The organism is Streptomyces xanthophaeus (genome assembly GCF_030440515.1).
Lineage (GTDB): Bacteria > Actinomycetota > Actinomycetes > Streptomycetales > Streptomycetaceae > Streptomyces > Streptomyces kutzneri.
Map to the genome: position 1 here is coordinate 7912475 of NZ_CP076543.1, position 14092 is coordinate 7926566.

Annotated in this window: 12 protein-coding genes; 5 read left to right on the forward strand and 7 right to left on the reverse strand. The window is 74.4% G+C overall.

The features are described from left to right. Positions 1-28: 28 nt before the first annotated feature. Together KO717_RS35740 and KO717_RS35745 are read right to left on the reverse strand one after the other, a co-directional pair. Positions 29-811, reverse strand: coding sequence for an SGNH/GDSL hydrolase family protein (locus tag KO717_RS35740; protein WP_301373857.1), 783 nt, complete (start codon positions 809-811; stop codon positions 29-31). Continuing rightward, the gene (locus tag KO717_RS35745; protein WP_301373859.1) at positions 798-1364 is read right to left on the reverse strand and encodes a PadR family transcriptional regulator; all 567 of its coding nucleotides are present in this window, start codon (positions 1362-1364) and stop codon (positions 798-800) included. Before KO717_RS35745 ends, KO717_RS35740 begins: the two co-directional genes overlap by 14 nt. An 86-nt stretch (positions 1365-1450) precedes the next feature. Here KO717_RS35745 and KO717_RS35750 point away from each other — a divergent pair, with 86 nt between their 5' ends. Further along, positions 1451-1864, forward strand: coding sequence for a nuclear transport factor 2 family protein (locus tag KO717_RS35750; RefSeq protein WP_301373861.1), 414 nt, complete (start codon positions 1451-1453; stop codon positions 1862-1864). A gap of 145 nt (positions 1865-2009) precedes the next feature. Here KO717_RS35750 and KO717_RS35755 read toward each other — a convergent pair whose 3' ends face one another. The 3 genes from KO717_RS35755 to KO717_RS35765 all read right to left on the reverse strand — a co-directional run bounded on the left by KO717_RS35755 (position 2010) and on the right by KO717_RS35765 (position 7583). Beyond that, complete coding sequence (locus KO717_RS35755; protein WP_301373863.1) at positions 2010-2744, reverse strand: SAM-dependent methyltransferase; 735 nt, start codon at positions 2742-2744, stop codon at positions 2010-2012. A gap of 64 nt (positions 2745-2808) precedes the next feature. Further along, positions 2809-5931, reverse strand: a complete 3123-nt coding sequence (locus tag KO717_RS35760) for a hypothetical protein (RefSeq protein WP_301373866.1) — start codon at positions 5929-5931, stop codon at positions 2809-2811. Then, on the reverse strand, positions 5901-7583 hold the full coding sequence (locus tag KO717_RS35765; RefSeq protein WP_301373868.1) for a hypothetical protein: 1683 nt from the start codon (positions 7581-7583) through the stop codon (positions 5901-5903). Before KO717_RS35765 ends, KO717_RS35760 begins: the two co-directional genes overlap by 31 nt. A gap of 146 nt (positions 7584-7729) precedes the next feature. On the opposite strand from KO717_RS35765, the gene nadE reads away from it, so the two are divergent. The 3 genes from nadE to KO717_RS35780 all read left to right on the forward strand — a co-directional run bounded on the left by nadE (position 7730) and on the right by KO717_RS35780 (position 10735). Next, positions 7730-8560: an ammonia-dependent NAD(+) synthetase gene (gene nadE / locus KO717_RS35770; protein WP_301373870.1), complete on the forward strand. Its 831-nt coding sequence runs from the start codon at positions 7730-7732 to the stop codon at positions 8558-8560. A 109-nt stretch (positions 8561-8669) separates the two neighbouring features. After that, complete coding sequence (locus KO717_RS35775) at positions 8670-9914, forward strand: PP2C family protein-serine/threonine phosphatase (RefSeq protein WP_437184614.1); 1245 nt, start codon at positions 8670-8672, stop codon at positions 9912-9914. Positions 9915-9973: 59 nt separating this feature from the next. Next, positions 9974-10735 (forward strand): GNAT family N-acetyltransferase, encoded by a 762-nt coding sequence (locus tag KO717_RS35780; protein ID WP_301373872.1) that lies wholly within the window; start codon positions 9974-9976, stop codon positions 10733-10735. A gap of 34 nt (positions 10736-10769) precedes the next feature. On the opposite strand, the gene KO717_RS35785 is transcribed toward KO717_RS35780, so the two are convergent. Together KO717_RS35785 and KO717_RS35790 are read right to left on the reverse strand one after the other, a co-directional pair. Continuing rightward, positions 10770-11606, reverse strand: a complete 837-nt coding sequence (locus KO717_RS35785; protein ID WP_437184615.1) for an arylamine N-acetyltransferase family protein — start codon at positions 11604-11606, stop codon at positions 10770-10772. A gap of 176 nt (positions 11607-11782) precedes the next feature. Then, positions 11783-13009, reverse strand: a complete 1227-nt coding sequence (locus tag KO717_RS35790; RefSeq protein WP_301373875.1) for an MFS transporter — start codon at positions 13007-13009, stop codon at positions 11783-11785. 127 nt (positions 13010-13136) lie between these two features. On the opposite strand from KO717_RS35790, the gene KO717_RS35795 reads away from it, so the two are divergent. Then, positions 13137-14072 carry a LysR family transcriptional regulator gene (locus KO717_RS35795; RefSeq protein ID WP_301373877.1) on the forward strand — a complete coding sequence of 312 codons (936 nt, stop codon included), beginning with the start codon at positions 13137-13139 and terminating at the stop codon, positions 14070-14072. The last annotated feature ends 20 nt before the right edge of the window (positions 14073-14092 follow it).

The window sequence follows — 14092 nt, forward strand, 5'->3', positions numbered from 1 at the left end:
GCTTGCCTGCTGATCGCCAGGACAGAACCTAGTCGTTGGCGGCCAGCGGCAGCAGTGCGGGGCGCTTCGCCGTGCGGCCGTCGCCGGAGGAGCGGCCGCGCAGGCGGCGGCCCAGCCAGGGGCCGAGGAACGCGGCCGCCCAGCGCAGTTCGGCCGACACGGACGAGCCGCCCGGGGCGGTCGGCCGCGGCGGCAGCGGGTGGGTCCAGGTGTCGTCGCTGCCGGGCAGGCCGACGGCGTGGGCGAGGGCCGCGGCGATGCGTTCGTGGCCGACGGGGCTGGCGTGGAGGCGGTCCGTGGTCCACATCCGCGGGTCGGTCACGGCGACCGGCCGGGCGGTCTCGGCGACGGCGACCCCGTGGCGGGCCGCCGCGCTGCGGATGCGGTCGTTGAGGTCGGCTATGCGCGGCGCGACGGGCCGGGCGAGGGGCACGAGCACGCTGAGGTCGGGGAAGGTAACCGTGGCCACCCGGGCCCCGGCGGCCGTGAGCGCGGCGAACATCTCCTCCAGGTGCCCGGCGACCTCCGCGGCGTCGAAGCGGGGCCGGAGGATGTCGTTGACCCCGGCGACGACGGTGGCCAGGTCGGGGCGCAAGGCCAGGGCGGGGCCCAGCTGCTCGGCCCGGACCTGCCCGGCGAGACGTCCCCGGACGGCCAGGTTGGCGTACTGGAGGCCCGGGTTGACGGCGGTGAGGTGTTCGGCGAACCGGTCGGCGAAGCCGCGCAGGCCCACGGTGTCGTCCCCGTCGCCGAGGCCTTCGGTCTGACTGTCGCCCAGGGCGACGTAGCGCAGGTACTCACCGTTCGGCACGGGTCTGCCTCTCCTTCAGGATCGCCGCGCTCCGGCGGCACCAGTCGCGGTGTCCCTGCTCGAAGGCGAGGCCGCGCAGACCGGTCAGGTACCCGCCGATCCGCTCACCGTGGAGCAGGAACTCCTCCTCGTCCAGATCGCCGCGCATCTTGCGCAGCACCCGGCCGAGCAGCTCGATCTTGGCGTCGGCGGCCACCGCGCGCGCTTCGAGCTGCGCGATCACCGGTCCGATGCCGATCCGGTCGGCGGTCTGGACCTTGACGAGGAGGTCGTCACGGATGACGGAGGACTTCAGCGGGGCCGCGGCGAACTCCTCCAGTTCGGTGCGGCCGGCCTCGGTGACCTGGAACAGGCGCTTGTTGGGCCGGGTCTCCTGGACCACCTCGCGGCCCTCGACCAGCCCTTCCTTCTCCAGTTTGGCCAGCTCGGCGTACAGCTGCTGGGGCAGGGCGTGCCAGAAGTTCGCCACGCCGATGTCGAAGGACTTCGCCAATTCGTAGCCGCTGAACTCTCCGTCCAGCAGTGCTGCCAGTACGGCATGTCGCAAAGCCATCGCGGTCGCCCCTTCCCCTTCCTCGCCGACCCCTGCATCATACTCATGAAAGTGACTAGTCAGATTCATGAGTATGAGGAGGGGTCATGGAGACTGCCGAACGCTTCCGCGCCGCCGTGGAGAAGCGGGATCTCACCGGGCTGGAGGACCTGTTCACCGAGGACGTCCGGCTCTACAGCCCGGTGAAGTTCACGCCCTTCGAGGGCCGGCCCATGGTCCTCGGACTGTTCGGGGTCCTGATGCGCGTCTTCGAGGACTTCCGCTACGTCGGCGACTTCGAGGGCGCGGCCGAGACCAGCGCCGACGGCGCGGAGGCCCCGGCGGAGGTCCTGCTCTTCCGGGCCGCGGTGGACGGCAGGGAGATCCACGGGATCGACCTGCTCCACTTCGACGAGGCCGGCCGGATCAAGGAGTTCACGGTGATGGTCCGCCCGCAGTCCGCCGTGCAGGCCCTGGGACAGGCGGTCCTCGCCGGCCTGGTCGCCGACGGCCTCGCGTAGGCGGTCGGGACGGCGGTCGCGCAGGCGGTCGGGCGGCGCTGCTTCCGGCGCCGCCCGCGTGGACGCCGGTGCGGGAGTGCGGACGGCCGTCGTCGCCCGCACTCCCTCGCCGTCACACCAGGACGGTTCTGCGACGGCAGACGACCTAGGGGACCGGGCGCAGGACCAGGGTGACGAAGCCGAAGCTGTCCCGGTAGCCCCGCAGCCATTCCGCACGCCGTGCGTGGGCGGTCCGCAGCACCTCGGCGGCGTCCGGATCGGCAGGGTGGTCGAGCGCCCACGAGGCCAGCGAGCCCAGGCAGGACCACTCGTAGTCGTCCAGCTCCGCGCGCGTGCTGACATGCGCGTGCACCGGAGCCCACCCGTCGGCGGCGACGAGGTCCACGGTGGTCGCCAGGTCGTGGAGCTCGCCGAAGATCTCGACGGCCTCCGGGGAGGGCGGGCGGTCCCAGAAGCTCTCACCGAGCAGCACGCGCCCGCCGGGAGCCAGGTGCTCCCGGGCCGCCGCGAGGGTCGGCAGCAGGCCGCCGAAGGCGTGGGTGGCCCCGACGCTGAGCACCAGGTCGAAGGGACGGCCGGCGACGAAGTCCGCGGCCTTCTGCTGGTGCACGACGAGACGTTCCCCGAGGCCGAGCAGATCCGCCGACCGGCGGGCCTGCGCCACGGACTCCTCGGAGGTGTCCACGCCCTCGGCGTGCAGACGGGGGTGCGTGGCCAGGGCGCGCAGAAGCCATTCCGCGGTACCGCACCCCAGGTCGAGCACCCGCTCGCCGTCGCGCGGTGCGCCGTGTTCGAGCAGCCGGTGTACCGACGCGTCGTCGAGCGGGGCCTTTATGGGGTGGTCGGCGTGGGCGATCCTGGAGATCTGTTCATGATTCACCGGGGCAGCTTGTCAACGCCGGAGCCCGCACGCACGCGATTTGCGTCCGGGTGTCGAACATCCTTCAGCGACCGGCGGACCTCCGCTCCCAGGCCTGCGCGAACATCTCGTGCAGGGGCGCCGTCGGCAGCACCCGGCCGAAGGGGGCGCGGACCGAGTTGCTCCACAGCGGGCGTACCTGGTGGGTCTCCAGCTTCACCGTCTCCAGCGGCAGGTTCGGGGCCTTCAGCTCGGTCCATTCCCCGGGCAGGAACACGGTCCGGCCCGCCCGCGCCCGCTTGGCCTCCATGACCGCGCCGGTGGCGAGGAGTTCCGCCTGGACCTCCTTGTGCCGCTTGGCGGTCCAGCCGTTCCACCGCCGTACGTTCCGGTCCGTGGGGGAGGCCAGCGCCGCCACCTGGAGGTACAGCGCCGCCGCGTCCGCGCCGACGCCGAGCTCACCCGCCACCCGCGTGACCAGCTCCGGGCAGGACTGCCGCGGATCCGCCTCGTACGCACCGGCCGGCACCGGCCCGGAGCGGGCCCGCAGCATCATCCGCTCCAGCCCGCCACCGGCCACCAGCGGCGCCACCCGGTCCAACTCCTCCGGGAGGTCGGTGACCTCCCGGACCCGCCGCCACACCCCGGGGTCGGCGACCGCCGCGGGCCGCAGGAACGAGGCGCCGCCGGGCGCGCACACCACCAGAGGGCCGGAGTCGTACGCGGTCACCGGGACCGCGCCCTCCTCCTCCTTTTCCTTGCGGTCGTCCGTCGCCACCGGCAGCAGCCCGGGCCCGAACCGCTCCGCGATCCGCGCCGAGGTGTCCTGGACCCGGCCGCCGGGCAGCGCCAGCAGCAGCTCCGGACGGGCCAGTTCGGCCCGCAGCCGCTCGTACACGTCCATGGCGCCGGCCACCGCCGGATCCCCGACGGGCCGGTCCGTCCAGGCCCACACCAGCGCGCTCGCCATGCCGTGGAGGTCGAGGCCCACCGGGGTGCGGTACGGCAGTCCGGGGCCGGCCGGGGGTACGGCCCGGACCTCCACCCCGATGCCGTACCGGGTCGCCGCGAGCTCCCAGCCGACCGCCTCCACGGCCGCGTTCACGGTCGTGTCCGTGGCGGCCTCCCAGCCGCCCGCCAGCCGCCGGGCCCACACCTCGCCGAGCCCCAGGTCCGTCTCCAGGGCGTCCGCCGCCTCGTCGTGCACGGCGGGCAGCACCCCGAGCAGCTCCCGCCACACGCCGGCCATCCGCTCCACGGCCGCGTCCACCCCGCCCGGCCGCCACAGCTCGGCCGGGTCCTCGGGCAGGCCCGCGGCCAGGACGGCCCGCTGTCCGGCGCCGCCGAGCCGCGCGCGCAGGTCCTCGTACGCCCCGGCCGTCATCACGGTCGCCCGGTACGGGGCCTTGCACACCAGGGCGCGGTCCTCGTCCCGGTGGGCCCGGCCGACCAGACCGGCCACCACGAGCCGGGCCACGGCCCGCCGGACACCGGTCAGTTCCGCGAAGCGTGCGGCCGCCGACTCGGGCAGTGGGACCGGCCCGTGCGCCTCGACCGCCGCCACCAGGGCCCGGAGCCGGGCGGCGTCGTCCCGCCGCACCCGGACCGGGCGGGCCTGCGCGAGCGCCGCTGGTACCGGGTCGCCGTCAGGGTCCCCGGCGGCGGGCGCCACGAACCAGCACGCCGCACCGCCGGCCCGCAGCGCGGCGGACACCACGGCGGTCCCGCCCGCCCGCAGCCCGTCCAGCGCCGCGGAGCCGGATGCCCGGCCCACCCACCACCGGCTGCCCGCACGGGCGAACGGCTGGTCGGCCCAGGTGTCGAGCAGCGCGAGCAGGGCGGCCCGGTCCGCATCCGGCGTCGGTGCCACCGCCGCCCGCCACGCCACGGCGTCGATCGAGCCCAGCAACGGCGACCAGTCGTGCGGCGGCGCGGGCGGCGAGAGCCGCCGCACCTCCTCCCCGATCGTCCCGGCCAGGCAGGCGCCGTCGGCGGCCAGCGCGTTCAGCGTCGCCGGCAGGGCCACCCCCCGGGTCCGCCGATGCGCGTCGTCCTCCCCGCCCGAGACCAGCCCGAACAGCGCGGGCAGCAGCTCGGTGTCCCGCGCGGACCGGCGCAGCACGGCCGGCGGGGCCTCGGAGAGCAGCGACACGCGCCGGTGCAGGGCCCGCCGTCGCTCCTCCACCCGGGCCGCCCGCCCGGCCACCCTCACGACCGCCTCGGTCAGCACCGGGTCGGTGACCTCCGGCAACTCCCGGGCCACGGCGGCGCGCAGCGCCTCCTCGCCGGTGAGGGCGGCCGCCAGCAGCGTCTGCGCCGTGCCCCCGTCCACACTCCGCAGCGCCCGGGACCCGGCCGCGTCCCGCGTGCGCAGCAGGTACCAGAAGGCGGGCGGCAGGGCCACGCCCGCCGACACGGTGACCTGCCGGGCCGGCCGCACCCGCGGGTGCTTGGGCGAGCGGTGCCCGTCCAGCTCCCACAGCAGGACCCCGTCGGCGGTGTACGCGCGCACGCCCGTACGGGTCTGCGCCTCGGCCAGGACCACGTCCTCCACCGCGCCCTCCGGCGCGGCCCACAGCCCCCACGGCTCCTGCCCCGGCCGGTCGATGTCGAAGCGCGCCGTCCGTCCGTCCACGCTCTCCACCAGGTAGTGGTCGGGCGCGTGGTCGCGGTGCCGGGTACGGAACAGCACCCGGGTCCCGACCAGCCCGTCCCGGCTGCCCAGCGGGGAGCCGGACAGCCCGGCGGGCAGCGGCGCCAGCTGCAGCGCCTCCGAGTCCAGGCTCATCCCCACCTCGGACGGCTCCGCGGCGGGATCGGCGCTCGGCGCGCGGCCGGGGAAGTCCGGCAGCGGCACGGGCCCCCGCCGCTCTCCGGTGGCCGGATCCACCACCTCCCACGGCTGCTTCCCGTAGATCCTGTTGGTCCAGATCCGCGAGCCGTCGCCGAGCAGCAGTTCCTCGCTGTCGATGCCCTCGGTGCCGCCCGGCCGCAGCACGCGCAGGCCGCTGTGGCGCCCGCCCCCGTCGGCGGACTCGAACTGGAAGCCGTACGCCCCGTCCAGGCTGCCGCCGAACGGCACGAGCCCGCCCGACTCCGCGGGCTCGAACGGCTCCCCGGGCCGGTCGGCCCAGACGGCGGTGTCGCAGGAGTAGGGGTTCGGCTTGAGGGTCCAGCTCACCAGGAAGGAGCCGCCCACGTAGTGCACGGCGAACAGGGTCGCGTCCTCGGGAACCGTGAACCGGCAGGAGCCCCGCTCCCCGTCCCGGGCGCGACCGCGCGGTCGCGCCCGAAGACCGTCAGTACCGGCCAGGTGCAGGTCACCCCGGCCACGCCCGGCAGGGCTCCGTCGGCCGCTCCCTCCGGCGCGTCGGCCCCGGCGGACTCCGCGAATCCCGCGTACACCGATTCGAGGGCCGGCCAGGCCAGTTCCTCCGGGAGGCCGACGGCCAGCGAGCGCCGCAGCGTGCCCGCCGCGACCGCCCCGGCGAGGGCGTCGACGATCCCGCCGAGGGCCGTCACCGTCGGCCGGTCCAGCAGGGTCTCCAGCTCGGCCAGGGCCTCCTCGGCCCCCGCCATGCCGCCGCCCCCGACCGTGCCGACGAGCTTGCCGACCCGGCCGGCCACCTCGTGGGCGATGCCCTCGTTGCCCGGCAGCAGCGTCACCGCGGACCCGGTGCGGCGCCCGCGCACGGCCCACTGGTCGGGGAGCAGACCGGCATGGACCGTCCCCTCCAGCCGGGGGCCGAACACCGGGTCCGCGGCCAGCGCGACGAGGTCCCGCCGGGACCGCTCGCCCCAGAACCGCATCCGGACCTCCGGGCCGGGGTCGACCACCGCGGCCCCGGCCGCCAGACAGGCGTCCAGCACGTCTGCGTCGAAGCCCTGGTAGTGGTACCGGGTGGTGTGCACCGCGACCGGGGTGCCCGCAGCCCGCAGCCGCGGCCCCAACCGGCCGACCAGGTCGAGGAATTCCGCCGGCAGCGGCTGCCGGGAGACCCCGCCGCCGGACTGCAGCGCGTACTGGTACATGCGGACGAACTGTCCGACCCAGTGCGGCAGCCCGCCCTCCGGCACCACCCGCCCGGCCGCCATCGCCTCCGTCGCGCCACAGCCGATCAGCATCCGCAGCCAGGCCCCGCCGTCGGTCACCCCGGCCGGAAAGGCCTCGACCAGTCCGGCCATGACGGCGTCCGTCGGCGGATGGGCCGTCAGGACCTGTTCCGCGGCGGCCAACAGCGCTTCGGGCACCGATTTCCCGCGGGTGACCGACAGGATCGCGCCCACCATCCGCGCGGCCTCGCCGTCCCCGTGCCCCGCCGCCCTGGCCGACGCCCGTACCCGGCGCACCAGATCCGCCGGCAGGTCCGCCCGCGAGCCCGCCCACGCGGTCAGGAACGCCTCCAGCGCGGTGTGCGCCGCCGCCGGATCGAGCGTCTCGGCGAGGAAGCGCTGATGGGCCCCGAACTCCTTGGCCGGCATGGCTCCGCCCGCCGCGAACAGCAGGGCGTTGGCCCGGCGGTAGCCGGGATCCACCGGCAGCCCGTGCTCGGCCTCGGCCGCCCGCGCCGCCGCGTAGGCCCGCCCGCCCGCGCGGCTCCCGTACCCGATCAGGCGATGGCCCACCGTGTCCCAGAACCACGGCAGGTGGGCCGGCGGCAGCCGCCGCGCCCGCGCCGTCATCGTGTCGACGAGCCGGCCGGGCTTCTCCCGGGACCGGCCGAGCTCGGTGTACATGTCCTCGATCAGGTCGCGCGCGACTCCGGCCGCCCCCGGGTCGTGGGCGTCGACCCAGTCGGCGTACGTGGTCGAGGCGTGCGGACGGGAGGAGGGCACCAGAGCATCGAGCGAGACGATCATGCTTCGCATCGTCGCACGGGCCACCGACACCACCGGGCCACGGCCTCCCCGCCTTCCTCTAGAGTGCTTCCGTCCCGTACACGTGACTGTGACCCCGGCCGGGCGGCGCGTGCCGACCCGCGCACGGGCCCGAGCGAGGAGCAACCGTGACCGACCTGGCGTCCATATCCCTGCAGCAGGAGATCGCCCGCGATCTCCAGGTGAGCGCGTCCTTCGACGTACGGCAGGAGATCGAGCGCCGAGTGGCCTTCCTCGCCGAGCGGCTGACCTCCACGGGCCTGCGCGCACTGGTCCTGGGCATCAGCGGCGGCGTGGACTCCACGACCGCGGGCCGGCTGTGCCAGCTCGCCGTCGAACGCGTGCGCGCCGCCGGGCACGAGGCGACGTTCTTCGCGATGCGGCTGCCCTACGGAACCCAGGCCGACGAGAAGGACGCGCAGCTGGCGCTGGACTTCATCCGGGCCGACCGGGTCCTGACCGTGGACGTGAAGCCCGCGAGCGACGCCGCCCTGGAAGCGGCGCTGGCCGGCGGCACGGTCTTCCGCGACGCGCGCCACCAGGACTTCGTGCACGGCAACGTCAAGGCCCGGCAGCGCATGATCGCCCAGTACACGGTGGCGGGCGCGCACGACGGCCTCGTCGTCGGCACCGACCACGCCGCCGAGGCGGTCTCCGGCTTCTTCACCAAGTTCGGCGACGGCGCAGCCGACGTCGTCCCGCTCACCGGCCTCACCAAGCGCCGGGTACGCGCCCTCGCGGAGAAGCTGGGCGCGCCCGCCGAGCTGGTCCACAAGACCCCGACCGCGGACCTGGAGACGCTCGACCCGGGCAAGCCCGACGAGGACGCGCTCGGCGTCACCTACGACGACATCGACGACCTCCTGGAGGGCAAGCCCGTCGAGGGGCCCGCCTTCGCGGCCATAGTCGCCCGCTACCGCCTCACCGAGCACAAGCGACAGCTGCCGATCGCTCCCTGAGCAGCCCCGCGCCGGCCCCGGCATTGAGCCGAACGGCTCAATGCCGGGGCGACGACGGGCCCGCCCCGCACGGTCGCACCTATCGTGGAAGTGACCTCATGACCGGGCGGTGGCGCGCGAACAGGTGGATGTGGACGGATCAGGGATCGACTATCACGCGGTCTTCCACGCCCTTCCGGGCGCGGTCGCCCTGCTGACCCCTGACCTGGTGTACCTGGACGTCAACGAGTCGTTCCTGGAGACGTCCGGCCGCACCCGCGAGCAGATCATCGACCGCTACCTCTTCGACGTCTTCCCCGACAACCCCAACGATCCGGCGGCGAACGGCATGCGCAACCTGCGCGCCTCCCTGGAACGGGTCGCGGCCACCGGGGAGCCCGACAGCATGGCTGTCCAGCGCTACGACGTCGAGTACCCCGACCGGTCCGGGGTCTGGCACGAGCGTTACTGGAGCCCCGTCAACGTGCCCGTCCTCGCCCCCGACGGCACCGTCGCGCTGCTCCTGCACCGCGTGGAAGAGGTCACCGAGCTCATCCGGGCCGGCGCGCACGGCGACGGCGACCACGCGCAGGTGCTGGAGGCCGAGATCTACACCCGGGGCCGGGAGCTCCAGGAGGTCAACGAGCGCCTGCGCCGGGCCCACGCCCACGAGCGCGAGGTCGCCCTCCACCTCCAGGAGACCCTGCTGCCCGCGCCGCGCCCGCTCGGCCACCACCGGGCCGCCGTCCGCTACCGGCCCGCCACCGTGGCCCTCAACGTGTGCGGCGACTGGTACGACCTCGTCGACCGGCCCGGCCGCACCGCCGTGGCCGTCGGTGACGTCGTCGGCCACGGACTCGGGGCGGCCGGCGTCATGGGCCAGTTGCGCAGCGCCCTGTCGGCCGCCTCCCACGTCGCCGAGGGCCCGGCCCAGGCCCTGGAGGTCCTCGGCCTGTACGCCCGCTCCATCGACGGCGCCGAGTCCACCACCGCCGTGTCCGTCTTCATCGACTGGGACAGCCGAACCCTCACCTACAGCAGCGCCGGTCACCCCCCGCCGCTGCTCTGCCACCCCGACGGCACGGTCACCTTCCTCGACCGGGCCACCGACCCCCCGCTCGGCGCCCGGCCCGAACACGCCCCCCGCCCCGAGGACCGGCTCACCTTCGCCGAAGGCTCCACCCTCGTCCTCTACACCGACGGGCTCATCGAACGCCGCCGCGAGGACATCGACGTCGGCCTCGGCAGGCTCGCCGACGCCCTCGCCCGACACCGCACCGCCGACCCCGAGGCCCTCGCCGACGTCCTGCTGGCCGAGCTCATCCCCGCGGGCGGCATCACCGACGACACCGCGCTGGTCATCCTCCGCCTGTGACGGCCGCCCGCCGGAAGAATCCGGAGGCGCCCACGGGCCCGGCTACATAGGCTCGGCCCATGCCGAGCCCAGCACTCCAGCGCGTCCACGCCTTCCTTTCGGACTTCGCCCGCCGCCAGGCCGGGCGCACCACGGCCCTTCCCGGCGGGTTCGCCGTGTACGACGACGCGTTCGCGCAGTCCTATGCGAACAACCAGGTCGTCATCGACGCGGCCGTCGACCCCGAGGCGCTGCCCGCCCTCGCGGAGGAAGCCATGGGGCACCTGCCGCACCGGCTGATCTCCGTACTCGACGACGACACCGGCAAGGCGTGCGCGGGGCCGCTGATACGGGCCGGATACACCCACTCCACCTACCTCGTCATGCTGCACACGGGCCCGGTGCCGGACGCCGGACCCGCGCAGGAGGTGGAACTCGACGCCCTGCGCGCTCCGCTGACCCGGCGCTGGCGGGGATTCCTCCCGGACGCCGACGACGAGGTCCTGCGCCAGCTCGTCGACCGCCGCGAGGCCCGCCGGCGAGGGGCGGACATCGTCCGGTTCATCGGTGCCCGCACCGAGGCGGGCGAGGTCGCCTCATGGGCCGATCTCTACGTCGACCGGGGCACCGGCACGGCCCAGATCGAGGACCTGATCACCTCGGAGGCCCACCTCGGACGCGGCTACGCCGACGCCGTCCTGGCGGGCGCCCTGAGCCTGGCCGCCGCCCACGGCAGCGACTTCTGCTTCCTGACCGCCGATGCCATGGACTGGCCGCGCCACTGGTACGAGCGCCGCGGCTTCGCCGTCATCGGCCACTCGCACGGCTTCGAACGCAGCTGACGCCGTACGCGCCGCGCGCCGCCCGTGCCCGGCTTCAGGGGCGGGGGTGGAGCGGGACCGGGACGCGGGGCAGGTCGATGCCGAAATGGGTGCGGTAGGCGGCCAGGACCTCGGCGTCGTCGGCCAGGATCCGCTCGGTCCGCTCCCCGTCGGCCGTGACCGTCAGCACGCGGTCGCTGAGCGTGGTCCGGCCGGACTCCGTCAGCACCGAGCACACCGGCTTGCGGGTGAAACCGGACACGGGCGAGGTGCTGTGCCACCAGGCGCCGGTCACGAAGTCGGACAGGACCCGGGGGCGCCTCTCCATCCGGTACCGGGGCACGCCGTCCCGCAGGACATCGAGGTCCCCCTCCGCGCCACCGGCCGGCACGATCCGGAACACCCCGCCCGGGTCGGTCTGCTCGCCGCGCTCGTCGAAGGCCAGCGGGAAGTGGCTCTGGTCGCCGAAGCCCACGTCCACCAGCCACGGGCGGCCGTCCTCGCACTCCACGCGCAACGCCAGGTGGTCGTAGGGAACGCCCTGCCCGCCGTCGGCCGAGTGCACCCGGGCCTGCAGCAGCTGCACCCCGTAGCCCAGGGAGTGCAGCAGCAGCGCGAACGCGCCGTTCAGCTCGTAACAGAACCCGCCGCGGCCGCCCCGCAGCAGTTTGCCGAGCAGCGCCTCCCCCTCCAGCACGATCTCCTCGCCCAGATGGATGGACAGGCTCTCGAAGGGGACGGTCCGCAGATGCCGCAGGTGCAGGTCACGCAGGGCCGCCGCACTCGCCGACCCGGGCCGCGCCGCCCCGATCCGCCGCAGGTAGGCGTCAACTCGAGTCACAGGAAGCTCTTCCATCCCGGCAGTCTCGCAACCCGCTCCCGCCCCCGCCATACGCGGTTCGACCTAGGCCGCCTCTTTCGGATCTTGCCTGACCCGCGCCGCCTGGCACCGCACCTCGCCGCGTTGTCGGAGCACCCAAGTACGTCCAGTACTCGGGTGCTCCTCCGCCTTGCGAGGCACGGCACCAGACGACGCGGGCTTAACCGGCAAGATCCGAAAGAGACGGCCTAAGCCGTTCGGTCCGCTGCCGCACACGTGGCTGTCGGAAGCAGGAGCGGTGTGGCCAGGATGAGCAGTCCCGCGACCGCGAGAGCGGTGCGCGGGCCGGTCACGCCGGCGAGCAGCCCGGCGAGCGCGGTGAGGACGGCGATGGACACCTGCTGGCCGATCGACCAGGCCGTCAGGGTGCGGGCGACGAGATGCCTGGGGGTGTGTTCGAGCCGGTACGTGGCGAGCACCGGCGTGTACAGGCTCATGTTGACGATGATCGCCAGCTCGACCGCCATCACGGTGACGAGGCCGACGACGCCGGGCCGGACGAAGACCAGACCGATCAGCCAGACGGCGCGCAGGGTGCCGACGGTCCGCAGCACCCGGTGCCGGCCGTGGCGGGCCACGACACGGCGGGCCAGCCGCGAGCCGATGAGTCCGCCGAGGCAGGGAGCGGCGAAGGCGAGAGCGTACTGCCAGGGCGGGAACCCGAGTTGGCGCAGCAGGAGTACGGCCAGCAGCGGCTCGGTGGCCATGATCAGCCCGGACACGAGCATGTTGTTGAGGTAGAGCGCCCGCAGATCGGGACGGCCCATGATGTGACGCCAGCCGTCGAGCAGTGCGCCGGCCCGGACCGTGTTCCTGGCGGCGGGGCGCGGCGCCTCTTCCCGGCCGCGCATCGCGGTGAGGCACAGCGCGGAGACCAGGTAGCTGAGTGCGTCGGCCACCACGGTGGTGACCGGACCGAACAGGCCGATCGCGGCCCCGCCCAGCGGCGGTCCGACCGCGATGGAGCTCCAGTTCGTGGACTCGAACCGCGCGTTGGCCACGAGCAGGTCGTCCGGCCGGACGAGGGCCTTGAGGCAGGCGCCACCGGCCGCGCCGAAGGCGATCTTGGCCGCCGCGACCACGGCCGAGACCACCAGCAGCTGGACGAAGCCGAGCCACCCGGAGAAGTAGGCGACGGGGATCGTCGCCAGGACGGCGAACCGCGTCAGGTCCATCGCGATCATGACCGGACGCTTGCGCCGGAACTCCACCCACGGCGCGAGCGGCACCGCGATCAGCGCGCCCATCGCGGGCCCCACCGCGGCCAGCGCGGACACCTCGGCGGGACCGGCGTGCAACGCCAGCACGGCGATCAGCGGCAGTGCACCGAACCCCAGCCCGGACCCGTAGGCGCTCACCGCGTACGCCGTCCACAGCAGGCCGAACTGCCGGCCCGACGGTCCCCTGCCCACCATGCTCAGCGCTCCCACCCGAACAAACCGACGTTGACCCCTGGGAGCTAACCGAGCGGCACAACCACAGGTCAAACAACTACATGGGCAGCTGTCCACAACCATCCGTTGTTCACTAAGGTGGATCGACGTGGATCTCGAAGCAGTGCGCACCTTCGTCGCCGTCACGGAAGCGGGCCAGTTCCGGAAAGCCGCTGCCGACCTGTCGATCACCCAGCAGGCCGTCTCCAAGCGCATCGCCGCCCTGGAGCGCAGCCTCGGCGTGAGGCTGTTCGCCCGCGCGCCCCGTGGCGCCGAGCTCACCATCGACGGGCAGGCGTTCCTGCCCCATGCGCGGGAGCTGCTGCGCGTTGCCGAGCGCGCGGTCACGTCCGTGCGCCCCGGTCGCCGTCCGCTACGCGTCGACGTGATCGCTTCGCGCGGCGCGCAGGCCGGCCTGATGCGCGGCTTCCACCGCGCGTACCCGGAGATCGACCTCGATGTGGTGATGCTGCTCGAGATCGAGACGGCCGTGGCCGCGATCCGGTCCGGTGCGATCGACGCGTCCTTCCGCGCCGTCGCAGCGCCCGGCCGGCCCCTTCCCGAGGACATCGAGTCCGTCCGGGTGCTCGACGAGCCGCTCCAGCTCCTCACCGGCCCGGCCCACGCGCTGGCGGGCGCACGGTCGGTGACCGTCGCCCAGCTCGCCGGGCACCGGATCTGGATGCCCGGCATCGTTCCCGGTACCGAGTGGGGCGCCTACTACGACGACCTCGTCGCGGAGTTCGGGCTCACGATCGAGGCGACCGGCCCCAACTTCGGCTCCGACGCGCTTCTCGACACCATCGCCGACAGCCCGGCCCTGGCCACCTTCATGGGCGAGCACACCCGCCTGATCTGGCCCGCCGGCCACGGCCTGCGCCGCATCCCGGTGACCGGTCCGACGCCCGTCTACCCGCACTCGCTCCTGTGGCACCGCGACAACCCCCACCCGGCCCTGGTCACCCTCCGCGCCCACCTCGCCGCCACTGCCGCCGGCCACGCCACCGCAGGGACCTGGGTACCGGGCTGGGTGATTCCGCGCTGAACGACCCCGCCCGCGCGGCG

What these genes read in the sequence shown, in the direction of transcription:
- KO717_RS35745 (WP_301373859.1), bottom strand. Translation starts at nt 1,364, where the DNA reads ATGGCTTTGCGACATGCCGTACTGGCAGCACTGCTGGACGGAGAGTTC.
- KO717_RS35765 (WP_301373868.1), bottom strand. Translation starts at nt 7,583, where the DNA reads ATGATCGTCTCGCTCGATGCTCTGGTGCCCTCCTCCCGTCCGCACGCC.
- KO717_RS35780 (WP_301373872.1), top strand. Translation starts at nt 9,974, where the DNA reads ATGCCGAGCCCAGCACTCCAGCGCGTCCACGCCTTCCTTTCGGACTTC.
- KO717_RS35750 (WP_301373861.1), top strand. Translation starts at nt 1,451, where the DNA reads ATGGAGACTGCCGAACGCTTCCGCGCCGCCGTGGAGAAGCGGGATCTC.
- KO717_RS35785 (WP_437184615.1), bottom strand. Translation starts at nt 11,606, where the DNA reads ATGGCGGGGGCGGGAGCGGGTTGCGAGACTGCCGGGATGGAAGAGCTT.
- KO717_RS35790 (WP_301373875.1), bottom strand. Translation starts at nt 13,009, where the DNA reads ATGGTGGGCAGGGGACCGTCGGGCCGGCAGTTCGGCCTGCTGTGGACG.